Origin of the sequence: Streptomyces sp. NBC_00691 (genome assembly GCF_036226665.1) — a bacterium.
Classification (GTDB): Bacteria; Actinomycetota; Actinomycetes; order Streptomycetales; family Streptomycetaceae; genus Streptomyces.
The window spans coordinates 6924531-6936586 of record NZ_CP109007.1; the positions used below are offsets into that span (position 1 = coordinate 6924531).

Annotated in this window: 13 protein-coding genes and 1 tRNA gene; 12 read left to right on the top strand and 2 right to left on the bottom strand. The window is 70.2% G+C overall.

From position 1 onward, the window contains the following. Window positions 1–5: 5 nt before the first annotated feature. The 4 genes from OG392_RS31100 to OG392_RS31115 are packed head-to-tail and all read left to right on the top strand — an operon-like array spanning window position 6 to window position 1984. Window positions 6–440, top strand: coding sequence for a roadblock/LC7 domain-containing protein (locus OG392_RS31100; RefSeq protein ID WP_329284940.1), 435 nt, complete (start codon window positions 6–8; stop codon window positions 438–440). Between the two features lie 2 nt (window positions 441–442). Beyond that, the gene (locus OG392_RS31105) at window positions 443–814 is read left to right on the top strand and encodes a DUF742 domain-containing protein (protein ID WP_037637413.1); all 372 of its coding nucleotides are present in this window, start codon (window positions 443–445) and stop codon (window positions 812–814) included. Continuing rightward, window positions 792–1415, top strand: coding sequence for a GTP-binding protein (locus OG392_RS31110; RefSeq protein WP_329284942.1), 624 nt, complete (start codon window positions 792–794; stop codon window positions 1413–1415). The genes OG392_RS31105 and OG392_RS31110 overlap by 23 nt, the downstream gene beginning before the upstream one ends. Continuing rightward, window positions 1412–1984 (top strand): GAF domain-containing protein, encoded by a 573-nt coding sequence (locus OG392_RS31115; RefSeq protein WP_318209652.1) that lies wholly within the window; start codon window positions 1412–1414, stop codon window positions 1982–1984. The genes OG392_RS31110 and OG392_RS31115 overlap by 4 nt, the downstream gene beginning before the upstream one ends. A 105-nt stretch (window positions 1985–2089) precedes the next feature. Here OG392_RS31115 and OG392_RS31120 read toward each other — a convergent pair whose 3' ends face one another. Then, window positions 2090–3298, bottom strand: coding sequence for an acyl-CoA dehydrogenase family protein (locus OG392_RS31120; protein ID WP_329284943.1), 1209 nt, complete (start codon window positions 3296–3298; stop codon window positions 2090–2092). Between the two features lie 577 nt (window positions 3299–3875). Between OG392_RS31120 and OG392_RS31125 the strand changes: the two genes are divergently transcribed. Continuing rightward, a tRNA-Pro gene (locus tag OG392_RS31125) sits at window positions 3876–3949 on the top strand. A 153-nt stretch (window positions 3950–4102) separates the two neighbouring features. Here the strand turns inward: OG392_RS31125 and OG392_RS31130 are convergent. Further along, window positions 4103–4831 carry a substrate-binding domain-containing protein gene (locus OG392_RS31130; RefSeq protein WP_329284944.1) on the bottom strand — a complete coding sequence of 243 codons (729 nt, stop codon included), beginning with the start codon at window positions 4829–4831 and terminating at the stop codon, window positions 4103–4105. 129 nt (window positions 4832–4960) lie between these two features. On the opposite strand from OG392_RS31130, the gene OG392_RS31135 reads away from it, so the two are divergent. The 7 genes from OG392_RS31135 (at window position 4961) to OG392_RS31165 (ending at window position 12036) form a co-directional block, all read left to right on the top strand. Beyond that, window positions 4961–5728, top strand: a complete 768-nt coding sequence (locus tag OG392_RS31135) for an IclR family transcriptional regulator (protein WP_329284945.1) — start codon at window positions 4961–4963, stop codon at window positions 5726–5728. Window positions 5729–5831: 103 nt separating this feature from the next. Beyond that, window positions 5832–7043 carry a 4-hydroxybenzoate 3-monooxygenase gene (locus tag OG392_RS31140; RefSeq protein ID WP_329284946.1) on the top strand — a complete coding sequence of 404 codons (1212 nt, stop codon included), beginning with the start codon at window positions 5832–5834 and terminating at the stop codon, window positions 7041–7043. Between the two features lie 24 nt (window positions 7044–7067). Then, window positions 7068–8090 carry an amidohydrolase family protein gene (locus OG392_RS31145; protein ID WP_329284947.1) on the top strand — a complete coding sequence of 341 codons (1023 nt, stop codon included), beginning with the start codon at window positions 7068–7070 and terminating at the stop codon, window positions 8088–8090. Window positions 8091–8120: 30 nt separating this feature from the next. Continuing rightward, window positions 8121–8810 carry a 4-carboxy-4-hydroxy-2-oxoadipate aldolase/oxaloacetate decarboxylase gene (gene ligK / locus OG392_RS31150; RefSeq protein ID WP_329284948.1) on the top strand — a complete coding sequence of 230 codons (690 nt, stop codon included), beginning with the start codon at window positions 8121–8123 and terminating at the stop codon, window positions 8808–8810. Between the two features lie 2 nt (window positions 8811–8812). Further along, window positions 8813–9730: an amidohydrolase family protein gene (locus OG392_RS31155; protein WP_329284950.1), complete on the top strand. Its 918-nt coding sequence runs from the start codon at window positions 8813–8815 to the stop codon at window positions 9728–9730. 25 nt (window positions 9731–9755) lie between these two features. Then, entirely contained in the window at window positions 9756–11060 is a 1305-nt protein-coding gene (ligA, locus tag OG392_RS31160) for a protocatechuate 4,5-dioxygenase subunit alpha (protein WP_329284952.1), read from the top strand. Window position 11061: 1 nt separating this feature from the next. Continuing rightward, window positions 11062–12036: a Gfo/Idh/MocA family oxidoreductase gene (locus OG392_RS31165; RefSeq protein WP_329284955.1), complete on the top strand. Its 975-nt coding sequence runs from the start codon at window positions 11062–11064 to the stop codon at window positions 12034–12036. Window positions 12037–12056: the final 20 nt, after the last annotated feature.

Here is a 12056-nt window from a genome sequence, read left to right on the forward strand (position 1 = left end):
ACACCATGGCGAGCAATGTGCCCCCCGGCCATTCCTCGGACCTCGACTGGCTGCTGAGCGGACTGGTCCAGCGGGTCCCGTACACCCGCAACGCCGTTCTGCTCTCCTCCGACGGCCTCGTGAAATCCGTCCACGGCCTCGACCCCGACGCCGCCGACCACATGGCCGCCCTCGCCTCCGGCCTGTACTCCCTCGGCCGCAGCGCGGGCGCCCGGTTCGGCGACGGCGGCGAGGTGCGGCAGGTGGTCGTGGAGCTCGACTCCACCCTCCTGTTCGTGTCCACCGCGGGCTCCGGCACCTGCCTGGCGGTGCTGGCGGGCCGCGAGGCGGACGCCGCGGTCCTCGGGTACGAGATGGCGATGCTCGTCAAGAGCGTCCGGCCGTACCTGGTCACCCCCGCCCGGCAGGCAGCCGGAGCGGTGGGCGGCATCGGCCAGTGAACGTGACGACCCCCCAGGAAGGGCCCTGGCTCGACGACGCGGCCGGCCGGCTGATCCGCCCGTACACCGTCAGCGGCGGCCGGACCAAGCCGACCACCGCACTGGACCTGCTGTCCATGGTGATGGCGACCGGATCGTCACCCCAGACCCATATGGGTCCGGAGCACAGCCTGGCCCTCGGGCTGTGCGACGGGCCCACCTCGGTGGCCGAGATCGCGGCGCACTTACGGCTCCCCGCCGTGGTGACCAAGGTCCTGCTCTCCGACCTCGTGGACTGCGGGGCTCTCACCGCCCGCGCTCCCCGGTTCCACGCCAATCCAACCGACCGTTCCTTGCTGGAGGCAGTGCTCGATGGCCTACGACAACGGCTCTGAGCGCCACGACAGTTTCGCGTCCGACCCGTTCCCCACCGCGCTCAAGATCCTGGTGGCGGGCGGCTTCGGCGTGGGCAAGACGACGCTCGTGGGCGCGGTCAGCGAGATCGAACCGCTGAGCACCGAAGAACTGCTCACCTCGGTCAGCGCCGCCACCGACAGCCTGGAGGGCGTGGAGTCGAAGACCACGACCACCGTGGCGATGGACTTCGGCCGCATCACGCTCGACGACCGGCATGTCCTCTACCTCTTCGGCACCCCCGGCCAGGAGCGCTTCTGGTTCATGTGGGACGAACTCTCCGAGGGCGCGCTCGGGGCGGTCGTCCTGGCCGACACCCGACGGCTCCAGGAGTGCTTCTCCGCCGTGGACTTCTTCGAACGGCGCGGCATCCAGTTCGTCGTGGCGGTCAACGAGTTCGACGGCTCCTTCCGCTACGAGCCGGACGAGGTGCGGGCCGCGCTCGACCTCAAGCCGGAGGTGCCGGTCGTCCTCTGCGACGCCCGCATCTCCAGCTCCGGCATCCGCACCCTGCTGACCCTCGTCCAGCATCTGCTCACCACCATCCCGGCCGCCGTGCCGAGCTACGGAGCCACGCCATGACGTACGACCCCACCGGTCACCTCCTGCTGACCCCCATCGACAAGGATGCGCCGGCCCGTGTGCAGCGGCTGCGCGAACTCGGTCTCGGGGAGCGGCCGGAGCCGGCGTTCGACGAGTTCGCCCACCGGCTCGCGGACGTGACCGGAGCCCCGTTCTCGATGGTCAACTTCATCGACGAGAACCGGCAGTTCTTCGCAGGGCTGCACACCCCCGAGGGCACCCACTCGGGCAGCGACCTGGGCGCGGCCGCCGCGGGTGCCGGCGGCGTCGGCCGCTTCATGGCCCGCGACCACGGCTACTGCCCGCACGTCGTGGTGCGCCGCAAGGCGCTCGTCCTGGAGGACGTCTGCGACTACCCGCGCTTCGCGGGCAACCCGGTCGTGGACGAGATCGGCATCCGCTCCTACATGGGCGCGCCGTTGATAGACCGCACCGGTGTGGCGCTCGGCACCATCTGCGTGGTCGACACCGACGTCCGGCCGTGGGGGCGCGCCGGACTCGAGACGATCAAGGCGATGGCGGCCGAACTGATGGAGCAGATCAACCGTCGTGAGGACGGCATGTTCTGACCGCCGTCCCCTGACGACATGCCGGGAGCCCCGGTACGGCGACGGCCGTACCGGGGCTCCCGGCATGACGGGAACGCGTGGGCCCGCAGGGGTGGGCCCGGGCGGTCAGGCGTGGAGGGGCTCGAGGTCCGGTGTGCGGACCAGCTCGGAGAGCCGCTCCGACCAGCTGCCCTTGTCCTGGCCGAGGGCGACCTCGGCCAGCCGCAGGAGCTGGATGTCGGAGGTGCCGGCCGGGGCGAAGATGTGGTGCGCGTCACGGAGGTACCGCTCGATGGCTCGGTCCGTGAAGAGGCCGGCGGCGGCGTGGATCTCCATCGCGTTGCGACCGGAGTCGATCGCCGACTCCACATTGACGAGCTTGGCGTTCATCAGCTCGGTGTCGCAGGAAAGCCCCTGGTCGAGCAGGTGCACGGCGTGGTACGCGGCCAGCCGGGCGGTCATGAGACGGGACTGCATCTGGCCCAGCTTGAGCTTGACCGTGGGGAGGTCGTGGAGCGGCTTGCCGTACCGGATGCGCTCGGAGGCGAAGCGGGTGGTCTCCTCCAGGATCGCCTGGTGGATGCCGAGCGAGACGGCGGTGAGGTTGGCCCTGCCGTAGAGGACGCTGGAGGAGTACGCGACGGAGAGGCCGTCACCCTCGTCGCCGAGGCGGTTGGCTGCCGGAACCCGGCAGTTCTCGAAGATCAGCTCGCCGAAGCTGAAGCCGTGGAGCCCCATGGCCTCCTGCTGCGGACCGGTCCTGAACCCCGGGCGATCGGATTCGACCAGGAAAGCGGTGAGGCCCTTCGAGCCGGGACCGGTCCTGACCACGACTCCATGGAGATCGCCGACGTGGCTGTTGCCGACGTAGACCTTGCTGCCGTTGAGGATGTAGTCGTCGCCGTCCCGTACCGCGCTGGCGCTCATCCCGAGGACGTGTCCACCGGACTCGGGCTCGGTGACCGCGATGGTCGGCAGGCACTCGCCCGCGGCGATCGCCGGCAGCCAGGTCTTGCGCTGCTCGTCGCTGCCGAAGTGGACGATCTTGGCCGTGCCCAGCTGGGAGGCCTGGACCATGGCGCCCATGGCGCCGCTGACCCGGGACAACTCCTCGATGATGATCGTCTTGGCCAGGTGGCCGGCGCCCATGCCGCCGTACTCCTGGCTGATAGTCGCCCCTAGCCAGCCCTGTTCGGCGATCAGCCGGGACAGTTCGTGGTGGACGGTACGGGACGCCTCCATCTCGGCTATCAGCGGTCGAACCTCACGCTCCGCGAACTCCCGGACCGTCTCCCTGAGCCGATGATGCAGGCGACTGCTGAAGTAGCTGTCCATGCGAGTGCCTCTCCCCTGCGAATCGCCTGGCCGGTTGTCCGGTCAGGTGGTGCATCGGCAGTGGTCCCGTCCCGAACAGGCCGACCGCTTCATGGTGTTGATCTTTCTGGGAGGGATCAATATCGCCACGATATTTGTCCGAAACCCGAACGGTTGACGATTGATTCGGACTATGTTTCGTGTGGTCTTGGCCTGCTGGGCCAGTTCCGCCGGGCAATTCGTGGGGGCTTCTTTCTGCCACATGCCGGGGGCAACCAAGCCGCGGGCATATGGCCATGAGAGCACCCCCCTCGCCACATGAGCACCTTCATCCCCAAAGAAGCGACATTCCGGAACCCTTCCGCCCCCCTTCCCGCCGGGGTGGCGCGCCCTCGGCGCCTCCGGATCCCCCCTTCGCGCCCCTTCGGGGGCCGGGCGGTGGGCTCCCCTGGCGCACGAACGCGTCACGCAGGGTGACCGCACCGCTCCGCCCGTACACCTGTCTCCGGGTGCGGGAAAGGGTTCGTGACCACCGGGGAAAGTGCGGTATTGTTCTCATGCGCGTCCAGCCGGGGGAAACCCCAGGTCAGACGGGCAACGGGACGTGGCGCAGCTTGGTAGCGCACTTGACTGGGGGTCAAGGGGTCGCAGGTTCAAATCCTGTCGTCCCGACTTTTCGAAGTCGTAGATCGAGGGGCCGTTTCAGAGCGATCTGAAACGGCCCCTCGACTCGTTCTCGGGGATCGGCCGATTGCGCCGGCGAAGGATCGGCGCACTCGACCGCCCGGGTATCGTCCCGTCACCCGCCGCTGCCCCGCCGTTCCTTCACGCCGTGCCGGTGACAGTGTCTCCGGTCGGGGAGTCCTCGGGCGTCCGCATGCCTCTGGCGCGGGCGGTCCTCGATGCCGCGTCGGAGCCCAGGAGGTCGAGGACCTCGCGAGCGGGGCCCGGCGCGGTCGAGGTGGCCAGTACGCCTGCGCTGAACGTCGAACTGATCGCGGTGTCGCCCGGCAGCGGGCCGGCCACGACGACGCCCGGCAGGTCCATCAGCTCACTGTGCTGCTGGAAAGCCAGATCCGCGTGGCCGGACGACAGCAGGCTGCCGGCGGGCACCCCCGGCGGTGCCTGGACGAGCCGGTCCGCGAGCGTATCGGTGAGCGTCATCCGGCTGATCAGGTCGACGAGCGCCGTCCCGCTGGGACCGGTGGAGTAGGCGATCGTCTTCGCCGACAGCAGCGCTGCCCGCAGGTCGGATTCGGAGTCGAGTTCCGGAACCGGCGCTCCCGCCGGGACGGCGGCGACCACCTGGGAGATCCAGAGCGGGCGTGCCGTGCCCGCCACGAGGTGTCCTTGTCCCTCCAGCGCGGCGAGTGCTCCGGCGGCGAGAACCACCAGGTCGGCCTCGGCGCCCTCGCGGACCCGGCGTGCGATCTCGACCCCGCCGGCGGACTCGAAGCGCACCTCGATCCCGTGTGTGAGCCGGATGGATCCGCAGACCTCGGCCAGGATCGACCGCGTCGCCATCGAGGACAGTCCGACGATCTCTCGTTCCACGTCGCTCCCTGGGTAACGTCCGGTGGTCGGTACGCAAAGGTCCGGCAGATGATACGACGCCCCGTCGGGCGGCTAGACGCCGGGCGGCTCGACGCGAGCACGTCCAGGCCCGTCTGTGAGACTGGCCGGGTGAGCGCACCCCGTAGTACAGCGGCAGGAAAAGTCCTGGATGTGCTCGCGGCCTTCGACCGCGAGCACCCGTCGCAGACCTTGTCGGAGATCGCCCAGCGCACGGGACTGGCCCTGAGCACCGCGCACCGGGTGGTCACCGAACTGGCCGCCTGGGGAGCGCTGGAACGCGGTGAGGACGGGTCGTGGCACGTCGGGCTGAGGCTCTGGGAGATCGCCTCGGGCTGTCCTCGCACCCAGATCCTGCGCGATGTGGCCCTGCCGTTCATGCAGGACCTCTACGAGGTGACCCACGAGAACATCCAGCTCGCGGTGCGCGAGGGCAGCGAGCTGGTGTTCGTCGAGCGGATCGCCGGGCACCGGTCGGTGGAGCTGCTGACGATGGTCGGGAGCCGATTCCCCGTCAGCTCCACCGGGATGGGCCGGGTGCTGCTGGCGCACGCGCCGCGGGACGTGCAGGAGGAGGTCCTCGAAGCGCCGCTGCGGGCCTGGACCCCGCACACCGTCACCGACCCCCGGACCTTGCGCACGCAGTTGGACCGCATCCGGCGTGAGCAGGTCTTCGTCAGTGACCGGCAGCTCTCGGAGACCACGGTCGCCGTGGCCACGCCGGTACGCATCGGCAGGACCGGCCCCGTCAGCGCCGTGCTGGGGGTCGTCTTCACGGCACGGGACGCGAGTCGTGCGGGCAGGCTGCGCGAGCCCCTGCTGCGGGCCGCGCACGGGATCTCCGACGAGCTCGGACGGCGCACCCGCACGACGGTCTGACGTCCGGAGCGGCTTCCGCCTGACGGAAACGCCGGCGACCGGTCGTGCCATCGGCTGTCAACGTTCGGGTGCTCGGAACGTTCGCAGTCGTTGAGGAGACGCCATGGCCGGCACCACCGTCGACACCATCGCCTCGGTTCCCGTCGCGGTCATCGGCGCCGGGCCGGCGGGCCTGATGCTGGCGCACCTGCTCGGTCGCGCGGGTGTCGAGACGATCGTCATCGACACCCGTACGAGGCACGAGATCGAGACGACGCAGCGGGCCGGGATCCTCGAGGCCGATGTGGCCCGTGACCTGGTCGACACCGGCGTCTCCGACCGGATCCTGCGCGACGGTCATGAGCACGCGGGCGTCGAACTCCGGGTCGACGGCCGGCCGCACCGCATCGACTTCCAGGAGCTGGTCGGCGCGTCGGTCTGGCTCTACCCGCAGACCGACGTCTTCGTCGACCTGGCGAACGCCCGGGACCGGGACGGCGGCACGGTCCACTTCGGCATCCGGGACACAGAGGTCCTCGACATCACGACCGACGCCCCGCGTGTCCGCTACACCTCGCCCGACGGGGCCCGCCACGAGATCCGGGCCCGCTACGTCGTCGGCGCGGACGGTTCGCGCAGCATGTGCCGCGATCTGATGCCCGAGGACCGGCGGGTGCGCTACGGCAAGGAGTACCCCTTCGCCTGGTTCGGCATCCTGGCCGAGGCGCCCATGAGCGCGCCCGAACTGGTCTACGCCCACTCCGAGCACGGGTTCGCGCTGATCAGCCAGCGCACCGAGACCGTGCAGCGGATGTACTTCCAGTGCGGCCCCGACGAGTCCGTCGACGCCTGGTCGGACGACCGCATCTGGGAGACGCTCCAGGCCCGGGTGGCCGGCCACGACGGCTTCCGGCTCAAGGAGGGGACGATCACCGAGAAGACGGTGCTGCGATTCCGCTCGTTCGTGCAGCAGCCGATGCGCTGGGGCTCCATGGTTCTGGCGGGCGACGCGGCGCACACCGTACCGCCCACCGGCGCACGCGGCCTCAACCTCGCGCTGCACGACGTGAAGGTGCTTGCCGAGGTCATGCTCCGGGCGCTCGGCGACGCGGGCGAGGCGGCGCTGGAGGAGTACCAGTCGCGCGCCCTCCAGCGGGTCTGGCGGGCGCAGAACTTCTCGTACTGGATGACGCGGCTGCTGCACACCGAGCCCGGTGGCACACCGTACGACCTGCGTCGTCAACTCGGCGAGCTGGACAACGTGGTGGGGACGCGCGCCGGGCGCGGCTATCTCGCCGAGCAGTACACGGGCTGGCCCACCCGCCCCGGGAACTGACCCCGACGAGCACTGGGAGTACGCATGATCATCGACTGCCACGGTCATTTCACCACCGCCCCGCCGCAGTTGGCGCAGTGGCGCCGGCGGCAGACGGCGGCGGCCGGATCCGGTGACGCACCCGATCCCGACGACCTCGTCATCAGCGACGACGACCTGCGCGAGGCGGTCGAGGGAAATCAGCTGCGGCTCATGGACGAGCGCGGCATCGACCTGACGGTCTTCTCGCCGCGGGCCAGCTTCATGGCGCACCACATCGGCGACTTCGCCGTCTCCTCGGACTGGGCGCGGATCTGCAACGACCTGGTCCACCGCGTCAGCACCCTCCACCCCGACCGATTCGCGATGGGCGCGATGCTGCCGCAGTCCCCGGGCGTCGATCCCGCGACCTGCCTGCCGGAGCTGCGCCGCGCGGTCGAGGAGCTCGGCGCGGTGACGGTCAACCTGAACCCCGACCCGTCGGGCGGCGCCTGGACCGCGCCGCCGCTGACCGACCGCAGCTGGTACCCGCTCTACGAGGCGATGGCCGAGTACGACGTCCCCGCCATGATCCACGTCAGTACCTCGTGCAACCCGGCCTTCCACACCACCGGCGCCCACTACCTCAACGCCGACACGACGGCGTTCATGCAGCTGGTCCAGGGCGACCTGTTCGCCGACTTCCCGACGCTGAGGTTCGTGATCCCGCACGGCGGCGGTGCCGTGCCCTACCACTGGGGCCGGTTCCGCGGCCTGGCGATGGCGCTCGGCAAGCCGGACCCGGAGGCGCTCCTGGACAACGTCCTCTTCGACACCTGCGTCTACCACCAGCCGGGCATCGACCTGCTGACGCGCGTGATTCCCAGCCGGTCCGTCCTGTTCGCCAGCGAGATGATCGGCGCCGTCCGCGACATCGATCCGCACACGGGCCACCACTTCGACGACACCAAGCGGTACGTCGAGGCCACCGCGAACCTCTCGGACGAGCAGCGTGCCGCCGTCTACTCCGGCAACGCCTTGCGCGTCCACCCCCGGCTCGCCGCGCGCCTCGCGGCCGCGCGCCGCTGACCGGCCACCACCCGGCAAGGAGAAGAGCACATGGAACACACCGAGATCGGCATCGTCCGAACGGCGGTCACCCGCGCCGACCCCGAGGCGGTCGCCGCGCTGTCGGCGTACGGCGTGGCGACGATCCACGAGGCCATGGGCCGGGCCGGGTTGATGCGGCCCTACCTGCGTCCCGTCTACCCGAAGGCCCGTATGTGCGGCACGGCGGTGACCGTCCTGCTGCAGCCCGGCGACAACTGGATGCTGCACGTCGCCGCCGAGCAGATCCGGGAGGGTGACGTCGTGGTCGCGGCCTGCACGACCGAGAGCGAGGACGGCTTCTTCGGCGAGTTGCTCGCCACCTCGTTCCGCGCCCGGGGATGCCAGGGCCTGGTCATCGACGGCGGCGTGCGCGATGTGGCCGACCTGGAGCGGATGGACTTCCCCGTCTTCTCGCGCGCGATCCATGCCAAGGGCACGGTCAAGGCCACCCTCGGCTCGGTCAACGTGCCGGTGGTCTGCGGCAACGCCCTGGTCCGGCCCGGCGACGTCGTGGTGGCGGACGCCGACGGTGTCGTCGTCGTGCCGCGCGAGCGCGCCGCCGTCGTCGCCGCGACCGCGGCCGCGCGGGAGGCCGCCGAGGAGGGCAGACGCGCGCGGTTCCGCGCCGGCCAACTCGGCCTGGACGTCTACGACATGCGAGGCCCGCTGGCCGAGCTCGGCCTGCGGTACGAGGACTGACGATGACGCACTTCGAGAAGACCCCCGGCTGGCTGGACTGGCACCCGGTCCCGAGCCGGCCACGGTTCCGGCTGCCCGAGGGCGCGGTCGACGCGCACTGCCACGTCTTCGGCCCGGGAGCGGAGTTCCCCTTCGCCCCCGAACGGAAGTACACCCCGTGCGACGCGCCCAAGAGCCGGCTCTTCCACCTGCGCGACCACCTGGGCTTCGCCCGTAACGTCGTGGTCCAGGCGACCTGCCACGGCGCCGACAACAGCGCCATGGTCGACGCCCTGCGGGCCTCGGACGGCCTGGCCCGGGGCGTCGCCACCGTACGGCCGGGAATCCCGGACGCGGAGCTGCGGGAGCTGCACGACGCCGGTGTCCGCGGTGTGCGGTTCAACTTCGTCCAGCGGCTCGTCGAAGCCGCTCCCCGTCAGGAACTCCGGGACGTCGTCGAGCGCATCGCTCCCTACGGCTGGCACGTCGTCGTCTACTTCGAGGCGGCCGACCTCGCCGACCTGCGCGACTTCTTCCTCTCGCTCCCCGTGCCGCTGGTCGTCGACCACATGGGCCGGCCCGATGTCACCAAGGACCCGGACGGCCCGGAGTTCGAGGCGTTCCTGGACTTCATGCGGGCGAAGCCGGACATATGGTGCAAGCTCTCGTGCCCGGAGCGGCTGTCCGAGAGCGGTCCGCCGGCCCTCGACGGCGAGCGGGCGGCGTACCGCGATGTCGTCCCCTTCGCCCGACGGGTGGCCGAGGAGTTCCCGGACCGGGTGCTGTGGGGCACCGACTGGCCCCACCCCAACCTGACGAACCACATGCCCGACGACGGTCTGCTGGTCGACTTCGTCCCGGACATCGCGCCGACCCCGGAGCTGCGACGCAAGCTGCTCGTCGACAACCCGATGCGCCTGTACTGGCCCGAAGCCGACTGATCCGCCTCACGATGGGAGTCCGGCCATGACACTGGACAAGACGTACAGACTGGTTCCGGGAACCACCGTCTTCGACGCCGAGCAGTCCGCCAAGGGCTACCACCTCAACCAGTTCTGCATGTCTCTGATGACGGCGGAGAACCGGGAGCTCTACCTCGCCGACGAACGTGCCTACCTGGACGCGTGGCCGCTCCGGGAGGAACAGAAGCAGGCACTCCTCGCCCGCGACCTCAACGCGGCGATGCGCGAGGGGGGCAACATCTACTTCCTCGCCAAGTGGGGGGCGACGCTGGGACTGTCGTTCCAGCAGATGGCGGGTTCCATGACCGGGATGACCGAGCAGGAGTACCGCGACATGATGGCCGGCGGCGGCCGCTCCGTCGAGGGCAACCGCATCGACCAGGCCGTCCTCGACGCGGCGTACGCCGACCGGGCCCCGGCCGGGCACGCCACCATCACCAGTGCGGTCTTCACCTCGCACGTGCCGGCGATCGGCGCGGCGATGGACCTCGGGAAGACCGGCGAGCCGTACTGGAAGCCGGTCTTCGAGGGGTACGAGTTCTCCAGGCGGTGGGAGCGGGAGAACGTCCCCGACGTCGTCTTCCTGGTCTACAACGACCACGCCAGCTCGTTCGACCAGTCGTTGATCCCGACGTTCGTGCTCGGCACCGGCGCGGCGTACCCCACCGCCGACGAGGGGTACGGGCCCCGCCCCGTCCCCGGCGTCGAGAGCGACCCCGACCTGGCCGCGCACATCGCGCACTCGCTCATCAGGGACGACTTCGACCTCACTCTCGTCAACGAGATGACCGTCGACCACGGCCTGACCGTCCCGCTGTCGCTGATGTTCGGCGACGTCGAGAGGTGGCCGTGCAAGGTGATCCCGTTCCACGTCAACGTGGTGCAGTACCCGGTGCCCTCCGGCGCCAGGTGCTTCAGCCTCGGCCAGGCGCTGCGCAGGGCGATCGAGTCCTACGACAGGCCGCTGAACGTCCAGGTGTGGGGCACCGGCGGCATGAGCCACCAGTTGCAGGGCCCGCGCGCGGGACTCATCAACCGGGAATGGGACAACGCGTTCCTCGACCGGCTGATCGCCGACCCGGCCGGCCTGTCACGGGTGCCTCACCTGGAGTACGTGGAGGAGGCCGGCTCGGAAGGCATCGAGCTGGTCATGTGGCTGATCGCCCGCGGGGCGATGAGCGACGTCGACGCGAGCGGCGAGATCGAGGTCATGCACCGCTTCTACCACGTGCCCGCGTCCAACACCGCCGTCGGCCACCTGATCCTGGAAAACCACCCGCGGGCCCACGAGCCCGCCGAGAAGGAGTGACATGACCGACGACCAGACCGTGCGGATCGCCCTGGCCGGAGGCGGTGCCTTCGGCGCCAAGCACGCGGCCGCGCTCAAGCGGATCAAGGGGGTCGAGGTCGCCGCCGTCGTGAGCAGCAGCCTGGAGAGCGGCCGGAAGTTCGCCGCCGAACAGGGCATCGACCGCGCCTACGCCGACCTGGACGAGGTCCTGGCGATGGACGACATCGACGCCGTCGTCCTGGCCACGCCCACGCCGATGCACGCCGCGCAGACGCTGGCCTGCCTCGAAGCGGGCAAGCACGTCCAGACCGAGATCCCGCTGGCCGCCTCCCTGGCCGACGCCGAGGCGTGCCTGGAGGCGCAGCGGCGCACCGGGCTCGTCGCCATGGTGGGGCACACCCGGCGCTTCAACCCGAGCCACCAGTGGGTGCGGCGGCAGGTCCAGGCGGGGGACTTCTCCATCCAGCAGATGGACGTGCAGACGTACTTCTTCCGCCGTACGAACCGCAACGCCCTCGGCGAGCCGCGCTCCTGGACCGACCACCTGCTGTGGCACCATGCCGCGCACACCGTCGACCTGTTCGCGTACCAGACCGGATCGCCGATCGTGCGGGCCAACGCGATGCAGGGCCCGATCCACCCCGAGCTGGGCATCGCGATGGACATGTCGATCCAGCTGCGTGCGGAGAACGGCGCCCTCTGCACCCTGTCGCTGTCGTTCAACAACGACGGGCCGCTCGGCACGTTCTTCCGGTACATCGGTGACACCGGCACCTACCTCGCGCGGTACGACGACCTCTTCACCGGCAAGGACCAGCCGATCGACGTGAGTGGTGTCGACATCTCGCTGGACGGCATCGAGCTCCAGGACCGTGAGTTCGTCGCCGCCATCCGCGAGGGCCGGGAGCCCGATTCCTCCATCGCCCAGGTGATGCCCTGTTACCGCACGCTGGCGGACCTGGAGACCCAGCTCGACGCCGTCGCGGGCGGCTGAGGACGCCGGATACGAAGGCG